General features: G+C 69.2%; 15 protein-coding genes and 1 riboswitch. Of the genes, 12 read left to right on the plus strand and 3 right to left on the minus strand.

Translation table 11 applies throughout. The features are described 5' to 3' along the window. Positions 1-88 precede the first annotated feature (88 nt). Positions 89-976 (minus strand): glutamate ABC transporter substrate-binding protein, encoded by an 888-nt coding sequence (locus JFC09_RS11970; RefSeq protein WP_198394257.1) that lies wholly within the window; start codon positions 974-976, stop codon positions 89-91. Between the two features lie 93 nt (positions 977-1,069). Here JFC09_RS11970 and JFC09_RS11975 point away from each other — a divergent pair, with 93 nt between their 5' ends. The 5 genes from JFC09_RS11975 (at position 1,070) to JFC09_RS11995 (ending at position 4,798) form a co-directional block, all read left to right on the plus strand. Further along, entirely contained in the window at positions 1,070-2,110 is a 1,041-nt protein-coding gene (locus JFC09_RS11975) for a pseudouridine synthase (protein WP_198394258.1), read from the plus strand. Positions 2,111-2,267: 157 nt separating this feature from the next. Next, positions 2,268-2,924 carry a hypothetical protein gene (locus JFC09_RS11980; protein ID WP_198394259.1) on the plus strand — a complete coding sequence of 219 codons (657 nt, stop codon included), beginning with the start codon at positions 2,268-2,270 and terminating at the stop codon, positions 2,922-2,924. After that, positions 2,921-3,172, plus strand: a complete 252-nt coding sequence (locus JFC09_RS11985) for a helix-turn-helix domain-containing protein (protein WP_198394260.1) — start codon at positions 2,921-2,923, stop codon at positions 3,170-3,172. Before JFC09_RS11980 ends, JFC09_RS11985 begins: the two co-directional genes overlap by 4 nt. 77 nt (positions 3,173-3,249) lie before the next feature. After that, a complete protein-coding gene (locus JFC09_RS11990; protein ID WP_198394261.1) occupies positions 3,250-3,882 on the plus strand; it encodes a hypothetical protein in 633 nt (210 codons plus the stop codon). A gap of 91 nt (positions 3,883-3,973) precedes the next feature. Further along, positions 3,974-4,798 (plus strand): lytic transglycosylase domain-containing protein, encoded by an 825-nt coding sequence (locus JFC09_RS11995; RefSeq protein ID WP_232483501.1) that lies wholly within the window; start codon positions 3,974-3,976, stop codon positions 4,796-4,798. A 96-nt stretch (positions 4,799-4,894) separates the two neighbouring features. Here the strand turns inward: JFC09_RS11995 and JFC09_RS12000 are convergent, their stop codons facing one another. Next, on the minus strand, positions 4,895-5,599 hold the full coding sequence (locus JFC09_RS12000; protein WP_198394262.1) for a GNAT family N-acetyltransferase: 705 nt from the start codon (positions 5,597-5,599) through the stop codon (positions 4,895-4,897). Positions 5,600-5,918: 319 nt separating this feature from the next. Between JFC09_RS12000 and guaB the strand changes: the two genes are divergently transcribed. Further along, positions 5,919-7,445 carry an IMP dehydrogenase gene (gene guaB, locus JFC09_RS12005; RefSeq protein ID WP_198394263.1) on the plus strand — a complete coding sequence of 509 codons (1,527 nt, stop codon included), beginning with the start codon at positions 5,919-5,921 and terminating at the stop codon, positions 7,443-7,445. A gap of 514 nt (positions 7,446-7,959) precedes the next feature. Further along, positions 7,960-9,336 carry an MFS transporter gene (locus tag JFC09_RS12010; RefSeq protein WP_198394264.1) on the plus strand — a complete coding sequence of 459 codons (1,377 nt, stop codon included), beginning with the start codon at positions 7,960-7,962 and terminating at the stop codon, positions 9,334-9,336. A 64-nt stretch (positions 9,337-9,400) separates the two neighbouring features. On the opposite strand, the gene JFC09_RS12015 is transcribed toward JFC09_RS12010, so the two are convergent. After that, entirely contained in the window at positions 9,401-10,207 is an 807-nt protein-coding gene (locus JFC09_RS12015; protein ID WP_198394265.1) for an acyl-CoA thioesterase, read from the minus strand. A gap of 162 nt (positions 10,208-10,369) precedes the next feature. Continuing rightward, a riboswitch (TPP riboswitch) is annotated at positions 10,370-10,493 on the plus strand. Here JFC09_RS12015 and thiM point away from each other — a divergent pair. The 5 genes from thiM (at position 10,481) to JFC09_RS12040 (ending at position 15,833) form a co-directional block, all read left to right on the plus strand. Beyond that, positions 10,481-11,320, plus strand: a complete 840-nt coding sequence (thiM, locus tag JFC09_RS12020; protein WP_198394266.1) for a hydroxyethylthiazole kinase — start codon at positions 10,481-10,483, stop codon at positions 11,318-11,320. It overlaps the preceding riboswitch by 13 nt. Further along, positions 11,317-12,162, plus strand: coding sequence for a thiamine phosphate synthase (locus JFC09_RS12025; protein ID WP_198394267.1), 846 nt, complete (start codon positions 11,317-11,319; stop codon positions 12,160-12,162). The genes thiM and JFC09_RS12025 overlap by 4 nt, the downstream gene beginning before the upstream one ends. Then, positions 12,159-13,187, plus strand: coding sequence for a bifunctional hydroxymethylpyrimidine kinase/phosphomethylpyrimidine kinase (gene thiD, locus JFC09_RS12030; protein ID WP_198394268.1), 1,029 nt, complete (start codon positions 12,159-12,161; stop codon positions 13,185-13,187). The genes JFC09_RS12025 and thiD overlap by 4 nt, the downstream gene beginning before the upstream one ends. Positions 13,188-13,239: 52 nt before the next feature. Continuing rightward, positions 13,240-13,518, plus strand: a complete 279-nt coding sequence (locus JFC09_RS12035) for a mycoredoxin (RefSeq protein WP_198394269.1) — start codon at positions 13,240-13,242, stop codon at positions 13,516-13,518. After that, entirely contained in the window at positions 13,515-15,833 is a 2,319-nt protein-coding gene (locus JFC09_RS12040; RefSeq protein WP_198394270.1) for an AAA family ATPase, read from the plus strand. The genes JFC09_RS12035 and JFC09_RS12040 overlap by 4 nt, the downstream gene beginning before the upstream one ends. Positions 15,834-15,851 lie beyond the last annotated feature (18 nt).

Here is a 15,851-nt window from a genome sequence, read left to right on the forward strand (position 1 = left end):
AGGGCCACGTTTCTGTCGCTCGGCCGCGCAGCCGCTCGGCCGCGCAGCCGTTCTGCCGTGCAGCCCCGTCCCGCCTCGCCACTCGCGGTCAGTACCTCTCCGGCTCCGGCTGCTCGACGTCGGAGGAGTCGCCCAGGGTGTACTCGAAGGCGTCGACCCACGTGCCGTCCTCGTTCGCCTGCTCGAGGATGTCGTTGATCGCGTTGCGGAGTGCCTCTTCGTCCTTGGGCAGGCCGATCCCGTAGGGCTCCTCGGAGATCTGATCGCCCAGCACCCGGAAGCCGCCATCTTCTGTTGCCGCATAGCCGCGCAGGATCGAATCGTCGGTCGTCATCGCGTCGGCGGAACCGGCACGGATGTCGTTGAGGCATTTGGGGTACGTGTCGTACGTGACGAGCTCCGTGTCCGGGAAGTCCTCCTCGATGCGCATCGCCGAGGTCGACGCGTCGACCGAGCACACGACGGTGTCCGCCAGGTCGTCCGTCGACTCGATGTCCGAATCCGTGAGGACGAGGAAGTCCTGCCCGGTGGTGTAGTACGGGCCGGCGAAGTCGATGACCTTCTTCCGCTCGTCGTTGATCGTGTAGCTCGCGACCACCATGTCGACGGTGCCCTGCTGGAGGAACGGTTCGCGGTTGGGGGTGACGGTCTCCACGAATTCGACCTTGTCGTCCGAGAACCCCAGCCCTGCGGCGGCGAGCTTCGCGATCTCCACGTCGAAGCCCTCCGGACGGGTTTCGCCCGGCCCCACGTTCGCAAGCCCCGGCTGGTCGAACTTCACACCGATCCGCAGGCGCCCGCGCTCCTTCGCTCCGGACCACGTGTCCGATTCGCTGAGTTCGAAGTCATCGACGACCGTGTACTCCGGTGCTTCGCCGGATCCCGGGCCGTCGGCTTCGGGGGTGCCCTCCTGGCCGCAGCCGGTGAGGACGAGTGTGAGTGCGGCAAGAGTGCCGAGGGCAGAGCGAACGCGCATGGGTGCCTCCTTGCAGTCCCTGAATGTGCTCTGGGAATTCTGTCACACGCCCGGGCGCGGGGGACGGTGTCGAGCTCGATAGGATCGGTCATCATGGCCATGCCCTCTCCACTCCTGCCCCGCGAGGGGATCTCTGCGACACGTCTGCGCGCGCCCGGCGGGCACGGGATGCACGCCCGCATGCACCAGCCCGTCCCGCCGTCGGTGGGGGCGTGGCTGCGGGAGGACTTCCCGGATGCGACGGAGGAGGAGATCCTCGAGATCACCACCGAACGGGATCTCACGGATCAGAACGGGAACCGGGTGTCCCTGGACGATCCCGTGGTTCCCGGTGGCTTCTACTGGTTCCACCGCTACGTCCCGCCGGAGGAGCGCACGCCGGTGGAGATGGGCGTCGTTCACGAGGACGACCACCTGCTGGTCATCGACAAGCCGCACTTCCTGGCCAGCACACCGAACGGCCGGTTCGTCCGCGAATGCGTCGTCACCCGGCTGCGTGTCGAGCGGGACGATCCGGACCTCGTCGCGATCCACCGGCTGGATCGGGTCACCGCAGGTCTGCTGCTCGTGTCGAAGCGGCCGGAGACCCGCGGCGCCTACCAGTCGCTCTTCCAGAAGAGAGCCATCCACAAGACATATCGTGCGCTCGCCGCGCTGCCCTCCGTCGCCGAGGTGCCGGCCGGCTGGGCCGCCTGCCGCGCCACCCTGCTCCACAAGGAGTCGGGGGAGCGGCAGGTGCGGGAGGTGCCCGGTCTGCCGAACTCCCGGACGGAGGCCCGTCTGGTGGGGGAGCTGGGGATTGAGGACCTCCCGCTGTCCGGGCGGGCCGACGGTGTGCTCGAGTCGTCCGGTGCAGGGTCGGATCGTGCGGGGGAACTTCCACGGATCGGGGAGTTCGAGCTGCGTCCTCACACGGGGCGGACGCACCAGCTGCGCGTGCACATGTACGGGTGGGGGATGCCGATCCTGGGGGATCCGGTCTATCCGGTGGACATCGGCTTCGACCCCTACGACCTGTCGTCGCCGCTGCAGCTGCTGGCGAGCCGCCTGGAGTTCCGCGATCCGCTCACCGGTGAGGGGCGGGTGTTCGACAGCGAACTGAGCCTCACCCCCGCCCCCGCGCAGCTGGATTAGACCGCTCCGGCTTGATCGGCAGTCGCCGAGCGGGTGATTTCCTGACGCTCCGAGTCGGCAGCTGACCCCACGGAGTTTTATGGCAGTCGTAATTATGACTATCATAATGCTGGTGCTTCTGACCTGGAGCCGGCCCCGTACCGACGTGAGGTGTCCGATGACCGCTGTGGAACCGTCCGAGTTCGAACCGTCCGCGATCGAACTGACACCCGAGGTCGACGTCCCCCGTCCGCCTCGTTTCCTCCGCATCACTCTTGCCGTCTTCGAAGTCGCCTGCTGGGCGGCGGCTGCGGTCCTGGCAGGTCTGGGCCTGGTCGGGGTGATCATGATGGGATTCGGCGAGGTCCCGGTGACCGGCCGTGTCATCGACGGCGCCTCACTCATCGAGAACGGCGGCGTGATCGAGGGCGGTAGCGTCGACGTCTATCTGGAGGACGTGCCACTTGGAGTGTCGTGGCCCTTCTTCGCCACTGTGCTCGCCGTGGTGGGTTCGTGGGCGATCCTGTGTGTGTGCCTCGCCCGGATCTCTCGCGGACTGCGCGCGGGTGTTCCGTTCCGATCCGTCACGCCCCGCTTCCTGTACGCCTTCGCCGCCGTCTGGACCGTCGTCGCCATCGCGGCACCGTTCGTGATGGGTGCGACCCAGCCCGCGATGGCACAGGCTGCCGGTGTCGCCCTCCCGGGAGTCACCTTCGCCTACACGATGACGGCCGAAGACCTGCTGGGAGTCTTCGTGGGCCCGGTCATCGCGGTCGTCGTGGCGGTGCTGGCCACCGGTTCGCGCATGTGGTCCGAGCACAGGACCCTCGTATGAGCCGCGACGGCAAGACGAAGAGCGAGCCGTTGGCCCCCACACGGATCCGCTGTGCCCTGGGCTCCCTGCTGGAGGAGAGGGGAATGACCCTCACGCAGCTGAGCGAACGCGTGGGCGTGTCCGTCACGAACCTCTCCCTGCTGAAGAACAACCATGTGCGGGCGATCCGCTACAGCACCCTCGAGGCGATCTGCGACGCGCTGGACTGCCAGCCCGGCGATCTCCTCCGCTTCCACCGGAACCTGTAGGCACCTATCATTCTCCATATCGTGAACAATTCCGTCGTCATGCTGCTCGCAGCGAGTGCCCTGGTGGGAGGCGGCACGTGAGATCCGCTGCTGACCACCCGGGCGCGGTCGCCCCTGGTGCGCGGTCGCGTCCCGGCCGCCCCGTCCGCGTCCTCCTGGGCGCGGCCGAGGTGCTCTTCTGGGGCCTCGCCGTGCTCTTCTTCGTCGTCGCGGTGGTGGTCACCGCACTGGCGTTCCGGGGGACGATCCTGGAGACCGGCAGGACGATGGATGGCACCCTCCCACTGGTGGGCGGCATGGGGTCGGTGGACGTCGTGTTCGAAGGCGTCCCCGTGGCGGTGTCGTGGCCGTACATCGTAGTGCTGGTGCTCGGCGTCATCGCGTGGCTGCTGCTCATGCTCCTCCTCATCCGCGTGGTGCACGGAGCGCGGCTGGGCTCCGCCCGCCGCCGGGTCCCCACCCGCCTGCTGTACGCCTTCGCGTTCGTGTGGAGCGCCAGCTCGTTCGTGTTCCCGTTCGTGCTGGGACGTGTGCGACCCGCGATGGCGGATGCCGCCGGTGTCGCGATCCCCGGCGTCACCTTCACGTACACGATGACGATGGTGGACCTGCTGTCCGTCCTCGCAGGTCCCCTCGCGGTCGTGGTCGTCGCGGTCACGACGTCCGGGAGGCGGCACAGATCACCCTCCGGCTCCCAGGTGGCACCATGACGCAGGCGGTAGCGTTGTCCGCGCGCTCCAGCGCCCCTGATTCCCGCTCGTCCCCACCTGCGCCCGCTGCCCCTTGGAGGTGTGCCCGCCCATGTCTCCCGGTCGCGTGTTCGCCACCATCCTCGCCAGCCTCACCGTGCTGGCGATGGGGGCAGGCCTGTGGCTGCTTGTGTCGTTCCTGGCACTCACTCCCGCGCCCCAGTCCGCACCGTCCACCGCCGAGGTCGACTACGGTCCCGCGGACGGCGCCCCCGCCCAGCCCGCGCAGCCGGTGGGGATCGGCGGAGGAGTGGCGGCGGCCTCGGGCGCGGAGGACGACGGCCGTGCGGAACCGGCGGCCGGATCCCCGGCCTCCGACTACGCCGTGGACCCCGGCTGGGTCGACGACCTGTCGGAGCGGACGGGGATACCGGAGCGGGTGCTGGAAGCCTACGCATCTGCCTCGCTATGGGCGGCGGACAGCCACCCCGGGTGCGGGATCGAATGGAACACGCTGGCCGGAGTGGGCTGGGTGGAGAGCCACCACGGGTGGCTGCGCGGGGCCTCGGTGACGGCGAACGGCGACGTGAAGCCGGAGATCATCGGCGTGCCCCTCGACGGGACCGGCGGCACCGCGGAGGTGCGGGACACCGACGACGGTCGGCTGGACGGGGACACCGAGTACGACCGGGCCGTGGGGCCCATGCAGTTCATCCCGGAGACCTGGGAGCGCTACTCCGTCGACGCGCGCGGCATCGGCACGGCCGACCCGCACCACATCGACGACGCCGCCTTCACCGCGGCGAACTACTTCTGCAGCATGCAAGTGGATTTCGGATCCGACGACGAATGGGTGCGGGGCATCCTCCGCTACAACGCGTCACAGCAGTACGTCGACGACGTGTACGCGGCGGCGCAGTACTACGCGGACGCTTGACGTCGCGCGGACGCGTGGGAGGTCGCGCGATCGCGTGAGACCTACGCGGACGACTGAGGTCTGCGCGGACGCTTGACGTCGCGCGGACGCGTGGGTTCAGGCTGAGGTGTGCTTGAGCAGTCGCTGCTCGAGGCCCATCCGGACCGTCGGCCATTCCGCCGCGATGATCGAGTAGACGACCGTGTCCCGCAGAACCCCGCGATGCAGCATGTGGCTGCGGAGGACGCCGTCCTGCTTCGCACCCAGCTTCTCGATCGCCCGCCGGGACTGCAGGTTGTGGAAATGGGTGCGGAACTCGACGGCGATGCACTCCAGTTCGTCGAACGCACGCGTGAGCATCATGAGCTTCATCTCCGGGTTCGTGCGGCCCCCGTGCATGCGCGGGCTCAGCCACGTCGAACCGATCTCCACCCGGCGGTTGTGCTCGTCGATGTTCATGAACGTCGTCATGCCGACCGGGGTCTCCGACGCCAGGTCGATCACCGTGTACGGCACCATCGACTCGTCGCGCTGCAGGCACAGGCGCCGCGTGGTCTCCGCGCTCATGTCATGCGGAGCGGGGATGGACGTGTACCAGTGATCCCCCAGTTCCGCCGCGGCGATCTGCAGGCCCGGGGTGTGGTCGTGGGACAGCTGCTCCAGCCGGACGGTCGGACCGGTGAGTGACGGTGCTGCGGCGAACGAATCCGCAGGCACGGGTTCCGGGACGGGGTTCGACCGGCGACGTCGGCGGCGAAGACCCACACCTTCCTCGGGATGCAGGTCACCGGGGCGACCCGAGGAATCGGGCAGAGAGGTCATGGGGGAACGATATGCGAGGCCGTGGCGAGAATCATCCTCGAAAGCGAAGGACCAAGCACTCGTGGGTGAGGGACCGGAGTGCCGTGAGTGGGGGACGGGACAGCCATGAGTGGGGGACGGGAGGGCCGTGCCTGGGGGACGGGACGGCCGTGAGCACAGCCGTCCTGCGGTGGGGGGATTGGACGCCCGTGCGTGAGGAGACTCATGTACGGCGGGTGGAGACCGCGGAGTAGCATTGCCCCAAAGCTGCGACGCGGTGTGGGCGATGTGCGGAACCGCCCCACGCGGCAGAGTCTGTACAAAGGGTGATGGGGGACAAATGGCGGGCGATCAGGCATCTTCGACAGTGGCAGGGGACCCGTTCGGTCTCACCGGACTCACCTACGACGACGTCCTGCTGCTCCCGGGCGATACCGACGTCATCCCGTCGGAGGCCTCCACCGCGACTCGCGTCACGCGCGAACTCGAGATCAACATCCCGCTGGTGTCCGCGGCGATGGACACCGTGACGGAATCCCGCATGGCGATCGCGATGGCGAGGATCGGCGGTCTGGGCATCATCCACCGCAACCTGTCCAAGGAGGACCAGGCGGAGCAGGTGGACTACGTGAAGCGCTCGGAGTCCGGGATGATCGACAACCCCGTGACGATCAGCCCCGACCGGACGCTCGAGGAGCTCGACGAGATCTGCGGCCAGTACCGGATCTCCGGTCTCCCCGTCGTCGACGACGGCGGGGTGCTGCTGGGCATCATCACGAACCGCGACCTGCGCTTCATCCCTCGGAACAAGTTCGCGTCTGCGACCGTCGGCGAATACATGACGAAGGCGCCGCTGTTCACCGCGAAGGTGGGCGTCGACCCCGACGAGGCGTACGACGTCCTGCGCCAGCACAAGGTCGAGAAGCTGCCGCTGGTCGACGACGACTACGTGCTGCGCGGCCTCATCACCGTCAAGGACTTCGTGAAGAGCGAGGAGTACCCGCACGCGGCGAAGGACGGGCAGGGTCGCCTCCTGGTGGGCGCGGCCGTCGGCTTCTACGGTGATGCCCTCGAACGTGCCGGCATGCTCGCTGAGGCCGGAGCGGACGTGCTCGTGGTCGACACGGCGAACGGACACGCACGCGGCGTCATGGACATGATCAAGACGCTCAAGACCGACCCCGCATTCCGAGACGTCCAGGTCATCGGCGGCAACGTCGCGACGACAGAGGGCGCTCAGGCGCTCATCGACGCCGGTGCGGACGCCATCAAGGTCGGTGTGGGCCCCGGCTCCATCTGCACGACCCGCGTCGTCGCAGGTGTGGGCGTCCCGCAGGTCACCGCGATCCACCTCGCGGCGCAGGCGGCGCGGAAGGCGGGCGTCCCCCTGATCGGTGACGGAGGGCTCCAGTACTCCGGCGACATCGGCAAGGCCATGGTCGCCGGTGCGGACTGCGTCATGCTGGGCTCCCTGTTCGCAGGCACCGCGGAGAGCCCCGGCGAGCTGCTCCTGGTGAACGGCAAGCAGTTCAAGGGCTACCGCGGCATGGGCTCCCTGGGTGCAATGGCCCCTCGCAAGGGCAAGTCGTACTCGAAGGACCGCTACTTCCAGGCCGACGTCGCGACCGACACGGACCTCATCCCGGAGGGCATCGAGGGGCGCGTCGCCTACCGGGGCCCGCTCAAGCAGGTCGCGAACCAGCTCACGGGCGGACTGCGCCAGACCATGTTCTACGTGGGCGCTCGCACGATCCCGGAGCTCAAGGAGCGCGGCCGCTTCGTGCGCCTCACCACGGCGGGCCTCAAGGAGAGCCACCCCCACGACATCCAGATGACGGTGGAGGCACCGAACTACCACGCGCAGTGAGGCGTGTGACGGTGGAGGCACCGAACCACCACGCGCAGTGAGGCGTGTGACGGTGGAGGCACCGAACCACCACGCGCAGTGAGTGGTGTGACGTTGGAGGCACCGAACTACCACGCGCAGTGAGGCGTGTGACGGTGGAGGCACCGAACCACCACGCGCAGTGAGGCGTGTGACGGTGGAGGCACCGAACCACCACGCGCAGTGAGTGGTGTGACGTTGCTGACGTGATGCGCGTGGAGCGGTCGGTGTGAAGCGTCCAGTGTGAGCTGTCGCAGGGGCTTCGCGTCCCACGCTCGTCACCAGCTACACAAAACTTCGCCACCTACACGTCCATTTGGTCGCCACATCACGGACTACATAAAACTTCGCCACCTACACGCCTTTAGGTACGTAGGTGGCGAAGTTTTGTGTAGGCGGCGCGCGCAGGGGCCAGAGCAGCGACCGGGGCGCGTTCCCGTCGTAGCCGTTCGGCCCCTCACGCACCGTGCCACCACTGGTAAGGCAGGATGTCCCTATGAATGTTCCGTCAGCTCCCGGCCGTCCCCTGCGATACGTGCCTGTTCTGCTGGCGTTCCTCGCCGTGTTCGTCGCGGCGATCAATCTGCGCGCCGGCATCGCCTCGCTGGGCTCGGTGCTGGACGACGTGCTCACCGACCTCGATGCGGGCGGCCCCCTGGCGGGCGTCGTCACCGCGATGCCCGGACTCTTCTTCGCGATCATGGGACTCGCGGCGGTACCGCTGGCGTCGAAACTCGGTCTGAGCAAGATGCTGACGGGCGGGATGGTGCTCACGCTCATCGGTCTGGCCGTGCGCCCCTGGGTCGGCGACATCTGGATCTTCATCGCGCTGACGGCGTTCGTCGTGGCCGGCATCGCCTTGGCGAACGTCCTGCTTCCGGCGTGGATCAAGAACCACGGTGGCCGCCACATCGTGGCACTCATGACGATCTACACGTCCGTGCTCGGGCTCTCGGGTGCACTGGGGCCGCTCAGCGCTCTGCTCTTCAGCGGTGACGACGCGTGGCGCTGGGCGCTGTTCATCTGGGCATTCCTCGCTGCCGCCCAGGTCGTCGTCTGGGTGTTCGTCGCAGCGCGGACCGGGTACGACTTCCCCTCTGCCGGACGGGCGCGGGTCGTCCCCGCCGGTGCAAGCGACACGCCACCCGCGGGCGATTCGCGTGGAACATCCGCAGAGCACACCGCGTCGGACGCTGACGAAGCGACACATCCAGACGCTGAAGCCGCGACACAGGCGGACACTGACGCGGCCGCTCAGTCGGACCCCACCGGTGCCCGCGGCTCGCTGTGGCGAGCGCCCACTGCCCTCTTCCTCATGCTGTTCTTCGGCCTGCAGTCGATGAACGCCTACATCCAGATGGGCTGGCTGCCGCAGATCTACGTCGACAGCGGGGTGTCCGCTTCCGTGGGGTCCGTCGCACTGGCAATGGTGGGTGGGCTCAATGTCGTCGGCGGTCTCGTGATGCCCGTCATCATCGACCGGGTGCGCCGGCTGGAGCTGTTCCCCGTGCTGTTCTCGGGACTCACCGCCCTGGGCTATCTGGGGCTGTACCTCGCGACGGACACGGTGCCGCTGCTGTGGGCGCTCCTCCTGGGGCTGGGAGGTTTCTGCTTCCCCACCGCACTCGCGCTGATCCCGGCGCGCAGCCGGAACCCGCTGGTGACGGCACGCGTGTCCGGGTTCGTGCAGCCTTTCGGCTACATCGTGGCGGCGGTGGGTCCGTTCCTCGTGGGTGTCGTCTACGGAGAGACGGGGGAGTGGTCGGGGATCCTGCTCGTGCTCGTCGCGGTCACGGTCGTGATGGCGCTCTTCGGGTATCGCGCCAGCCGTCGCGGCTTCATCGACGATGAGCTCGCCGCCGTGGCTGCATAAGCCCCGCGCCTCACCCCAGCCCCGGGCCTCACCCCAGCCCCGGGCCTCACCCCAGCCCCGGGCCTCACCCCTGCCGGCGTGGCCGGAACAGGGTCTCCTGCGCGATCGTCGCCAGGTGGGTGCCGTCTTCCGCGCCCAACCGCCCGCGGTACAGGCCGCGCCCGTGGGACACCGCCTCCGGGTGCAGGTCCATGAGCACCCAGCCGTTCATGTCCACGGCCTGGTGGAACCACACGACGTGGTCGAGGCTCGCGTCGGACTTGAAGTCGTCCGTGTTGTACGCGCCCACGCCGGAAGAGATGTCCGACAGGTACGTGAGTGCGCACTGGTGCAGCAGCTGGGAGTCGCCCAGGTCCTCCGTGCAGCGGGCCCAGAAGCGCAGCGGGTAGTCCTTCGCGTCATACACCTGTTCCGTTGTCCGCGCTTCGAAGCCGAACATCCGCGGCAGAGTCGACGGTGTGCCCATGGGCGCTTCGGCGACCGGCAGGGGTTCGCCGTACTCCGGGCTCTCCACGGCGCGGGCGAAGGACGCGGACATGCTGAAGATGACCTTGCCCTCCTGCAACGCGACGACGCGACGTGCGGAGAACGACCGGCCGTCGCGGTCCCGGAACACCTGGAACACGGTGGGCTTCGCCGCGTTGCCCGGGCGCAGGAAGTACCCGTGCAGCGAGTGCGGCTGACGGTCGTCGTCGACCGTGAGTCCCGCCGCCATGAGCGACTGCGCGGCCACCTGCCCGCCGTACAGCGCGTACGGCTCTTCGAAGACGTAGCCGGCGCGGTAGATGTTCGTGTCGATCTCCTCGAGCGACATCATCTCCGTGAAGGACCCGTCCATGGGGGCGGCGTGGGAGAACTGGACTTCCGGCATGATGCCTCCGATCAGCGGGTGAGGACATGCGAAGGCATGTGAGGGACGACACCCGATCCTATGCGCACGACACCCCACCGCCACACCGCAGGGTGCACTGCGCCTCCTCGGGGGCGACGCCCCCTCCTCCCGCCGCAGTCGTCGTGGCGTTAGACTGCGGGGGCAAGTGACATGGGGTGCCCACCTCGCACTGTTTCCCGGACAGGTGCGGGCCGACGGGCTGAGATCACACCCACCGAACCTGATCTAGTCAGTACTAGCGAAGGGATCGTCATGACATCAGTCGACGTCGCCGGGCATCTGAGCAGGATGCGTGCGCAGGTGCCGCTCGTCCAGTGCATCACGAACACCGTCGTCCAGCAGTTCAGTGCGAACGTGCTCCTGGCGGCGGGGGCATCTCCCGCGATGCTGGACCACGAGGCGGACGCGGCCCAGTTCGCGCGCATCGCTGACGGCATCCTCGTGAATTTCGGCACCGCGACCGGCCAGCAGCTGCTCGCCGCGGATGCGGCCACGGCCGCGGCGGCGGACACCGCCACACCCTGGGTGCTCGACCCCGTGTCCTATGGTGCCGCCGATCACCGCTCCGTCCACATCCGCCGCCTCGCCCGCTCCGGCCCCACGTGCATCCGGGGGAATGCCTCGGAGATCGCGGCGCTCGCAGGAGCCGGCGCGGGAGGTCGGGGCATCGAATCGACCGACGAGGTCGATGACGTCCTCGACCACGCCGCACGCCTCGCGGACGACACCGGTGCGGTCATCGCCGTGTCCGGTCCCCGTGACGCGGTCATCGACGTCGACCCCGGCGACCCGGACCACCTGCTCGTCGCACGGATAGCCGGTGGGTCCGCTCTCATGCCGCTGGTCGTCGGCACGGGATGCTCGCTCGCCGCTCTCACCGGCGGCTACCTGGGCGCAAGCCCGGACGATCGCTTCGCAGCCGTCGTCACCGCACACGCACACTTCGCCGCCGCCGGCACGCTCGCGGCAGCGCACAGCCAGGGCCCCGGATCGTTCGCCGTCGCGTTCGTCGACGCGCTGCACACGGTCACCGAGGCCCATCTCACCGCCGTCGACGTCACGGTCACCACCGTGGAAAGGATTCGCCGATGACACCCCCCGCACGCCTCGCCCCCTACGACTGGAGCCTGTACTTCGTCACCGACACCGCGATGTGCCAGGCCGCCGGCCGGACGGTGGCCCAGACCGTCGCCGAGGCCGTCGCCGGCGGTGCGGGCATCGTCCAGATCCGGGACAAGGACTCCTCCGACGCCGAGGTCGCGCAGATGACGCGGGACACCGTCGCCGCGCTGGCCGCGATCGGCCGGACCATCACGCCGGGCGGCCCTGCCGCTGATCCGGTGTCCGAGCCGGCCGCTGCATCAGCCGCTGACCCGGCCTCAGGGCCAGCCGAGGCGGCGGGCACAGAGACGGCCGGCGCCTCGGGGCCGGATGCGGCTTCGGAGCGTCCCGTCGCGGTATTCGTGGACGACCGGCTCGAGGTCGTGAGGACGCTGCGTGAGGAGGGGCTGGACGTGCACCTCCACGTGGGGCAGGAGGACTCCCCGGTCGAGGAGGTCCGCGAGGTGCTGGGCATGGATCCGCTCGTGGGCCTGTCGGCGCGCACGCCGGGGCAGTTCTCGACGGCGGCGGCGCTGCGGGACACCACGACGGGGGAAGCACTCGTCGACCTCCTGGGCGTGGGACCGGTGTACGACACGAAGACCAAGGAGGGTGCACCGGCGGGCTTCGGCCCCGAACGCATCACCGCACTCGTGACGATCGCTGCGGAGATGGGCCTGCCTGCCGTGACGATCGGCGGGATCACCGCGGAGCGGGCGCCCGAGCTGCGGGAGGCGCCGGTCCTGGGCATCTGCGTGGTGTCCGCGATCTGCACCAGCTCCGATCCGCAGGCGGCGGCCCGCGCGATCCGCACCGCGTATCTCGGCGCATGACCGCCGGACACCACGAGGGGGCCTCGGACCAGCCGTCCACCTCGGATCAACCGTCCTCGGACCAGCCGTCGACCCGGGACCAGCCCGCCGCACACCGTCCACCCGCCGCGCATCGCCCGCCGGTCGCGCTGTCGATCGCGGGGACGGACCCGTCGGGTGGTGCGGGGATCCACGCGGACCTCAAGACGTTCACCGCGCGGGCCGTCTACGGCACCACCGTCATCACCGCGCTCGTCGCCCAGAACACGCACGGGGTGAGCCGCGTCTATCCGATCGACACGGACTTCGTCGCGGACCAGTTCGACGCGGTGCTGGGCGACATGCCGGTGGACGCGTCGAAGACGGGGATGCTGGGTTCCCGCGAGCTGGTCGAACTCGCCCACTACAACCACAGCCACGGCCTGCTGGGCTTCCTCACGGTCGACCCCGTCATGGTCGCCACCTCCGGGCACCGGCTGCTGCAGAGGGACGCGGTGAGCGCGGTGCGCGACCTGCTGGCCCCGGTCGCGGACCTCATCACCCCGAACCTCCCCGAGGCCGCCCTGCTGCTGGGCGATGACGCGCCCGAGGCCGCCGACGTCGCCCAGCAGCGCGCACAGGCCGTCGAACTCGTGCGCCGCGGCAGCCGGGCGGTCCTCCTCAAGGGCGGGCACATGGACGGCGACCGGCTCGTCGACGTGCTGGCCGTGCGGGTGGGGAATGACACCTCGGCGGCGGAGGGCTGGGGCCGCGACGGCGACGTCCTCCTCCGCGAGTTCCACCACCCCCGCATCGCGACCCCGCACACGCACGGGACCGGCTGCACTCTGGCCGCTGCGATCACGGCGGAAGCCGCGCACGCGGTCCGCGCGGGACGGGACATGTCCTCACCGGACACCGTCGCCGAGGTCGTCGCCACCTCACTGAGCTACCTCGCCCGCGCGATCGGGTCGGGTGCGACGTGGCGGCTGTCGCTGGACCCGGAGGACGCGCACGGTCCGGTCGACCACCTCGTCGACGTGACACGGGAACACTCCCTGACGTGACGCTGTTGTCGGTGGTGAGAGCACCATTCCTCACAACCGTAGAAGGAGAGCCATGAGCGTTGACCAGTTCCTGCCGGAGACCGGCGCCGTCACGATGTTCACCACGTCCTGGTGCGGGTACTGCCGCAGGCTCAAGCCGCAGCTCGACCAGGCGGGCGTCGCCTACACGGAGGTGAACATCGAGGACATCGACAACGGTGCGGCGGTCGTCGAGGAGGCGAACGGCGGCAACCAGACGGTGCCGACGCTTCTCTACTCCGACGGATCGACGCAGACGAACCCCTCGCAGGCACAGGTGGTCGCGAAGCTGCAGGAGATCGCCGCGGGATGACGGCACCCGGCGTGACCTCCCTCGAGATCACCGGCGAGTTCCAGGAGGCGCTGGACCTGCTGGGAGAGGGCCGCAGCCTGTTCCTCACGGGACGTGCGGGGACCGGCAAATCGACCCTCATCCGCCACTTCCTCGACGTGACGGACAAGAACGTCCTCACCGTCGCACCCACGGGCATCGCCGCGCTCAACGTCGACGGGTACACGATCCACCGGCTGTTCTCGTTCCCGCTGGGCGTCAACGCGCAGACGGTGCGCGGCAGCGGGTACTTCCCGGGTCGCTTCGCGAAGGCGCTCGCCTCCCTGGACACCCTCGTCATCGACGAGGCGTCCATGGTGCGGGCGGACCTGTTCGACGCGCTCGTCGCGGCCCTGGAGCGGTTCGGCCCGCAGCCGGGCGCACCGTTCGGGGGAGTGCAGCTGGTGCTGGTGGGCGACCTGTACCAGCTGCCGCCGGTCGTCCACGACCGCGAAGCCGCCCACATCGAGCAGCAGTACGGCACGCCCTACTTCTTCTCCGCGCAGACCTTCGACCGGTCCACGTTCCCCGTCGTCGAACTCACCACCGTGTTCCGGCAGGTGGGGGACACGCGGCTCGTCGACCTGCTCAATGCGGTGCGGGACGGTGCGCTCCTGGACGATGCCCGTGCAGAGCTCAACGCCCGCACCGACCCGGACTTCGAGCCGTCACTCGACGAGTTCTGGCTCACGCTCGCGACGACCAACCGCATCGTGCGCGCACGCAACCGGCGGATGCTCGAACGGCTCCCCGACCCCGTGCAGACGTTCCACGCGGAGGTCCGTGGGGACACCGACGGGTTCGAGCACCCCGCCGACGACGACCTGGGGCTCACCGTGGGCGCCCAGGTCATGCTGCTGAACAACGACCCGTCGGACCGGTGGGTGAACGGGTCGATCGGCAAGGTCACCGCGATTGCCTGGGACGACGGGGAGCCCGTCGTCCACGTGCGCCTGCGCGACGAGCGCACCGTGGAGGTGCGGCCCCACACGTGGGACATCACCCGCCCGGTGGTGAGCGGCGGAGCACTCACGCACGAGGTCGTCGGCACCTTCACCCAGCTGCCGATGAAGCTCGCATGGGCGATCACGATCCACAAGAGCCAGGGGCAGACCCTCGACCGGGTCGTCGTCGACCTCACCGGTGGGACGTTCGCGAACGGGCAGCTGTACGTCGCACTGTCCCGCTGCACGAGCCTCGAAGGGCTGGTGCTCAAGCGCGACGTGCTGCCCCGCGACCTGAAGTCGGACTCCCGCATCCGGCGGTTCCTGGCAGGTTCCGGCAGTGCTGCACCGTCACTGGGGGATGTGTACCTGTCCGCGCTCACGGTGGGGAATGCGGGGGACCGGTATCGGCCTCGGCCGGTGGAGATCGCGGTCGTCACCGATGACGGCGACGAGGCGACGACGGTCATCAACCCGACGAGCGACCTCTACGCCGCCCGCACCGACTACGGGATCACGACGGAGGACGTGCAGCTCGCCCCGCTGCTGGCCGAGGCATGGGCGGCGCTGTCACCCCTGCTCGCCGGCCGTGTCCCCGTCGGGGTGCGTGTCGACGAGACGCTGGGCTGGATCGACTTCGAAGTGAAGCGCAACGGCGTCGTCGAACCCATGCCGCTGGGTGTGGAGGTGCCCCTCGACGGTGCGACGCAGGACGAGCTGCGGGGCCTCACCGCACCCACGGCCCTTGCCCGCGCCCGTGCGATCCGCGACCGCGCGCAGCGTCTGGGAGTGCGGGGGAGCGCATCGGAGTCCGGGGGAACACCGTTCCCCTCCCTCGCCCGAGGCCGCGGTTACCTCATGAGCCGCACCTCCGGTACCGAGGGAAGACGGGATCCGAGCGGCTTCCTCGTGGGCGGCAACCTGTCCGCTGAGGACGACGCAGCACTCGTCCTCGCGGAAGCGCTGCGGGGCGCGTGGGAGCGGGTGACGGATCGGACGGAGGCACTCGTGGGGCGGCTCAAGGACGTCGAGGCGCACATCGGGGTACCGGTCCTGCCCGACGGATTCGAACTCGACGCGGCGCCGGGGCTGGACACGGTCCTCATCAGCGGCGCCCGCGTGTGCTTCACCGGCACGGTCGTGTCCGCGACCTACGGGTCGCTGGAGCGCGAGGAGATGGAGGGCCTCGCCCGGACGCGCGGACTGGTGCCGGTCCCGACCATGACGAAGACGAAGACGGACGTCCTCGTCGTCGCGGAGCGCGGCACCCAGTCCGGCAAGGCCAAGAAGGCCGCCGGCTGGAACAAGCCCGTCATCGACGCGGAGGAGTTCCTCGCGTGGGTGCACGGGTGAGGATGCTGCGAAGCGCCG

Origin of the sequence: Brevibacterium yomogidense, from assembly GCF_016107685.1 — a bacterium.
Lineage (GTDB): Bacteria > Actinomycetota > Actinomycetes > Actinomycetales > Brevibacteriaceae > Brevibacterium > Brevibacterium yomogidense.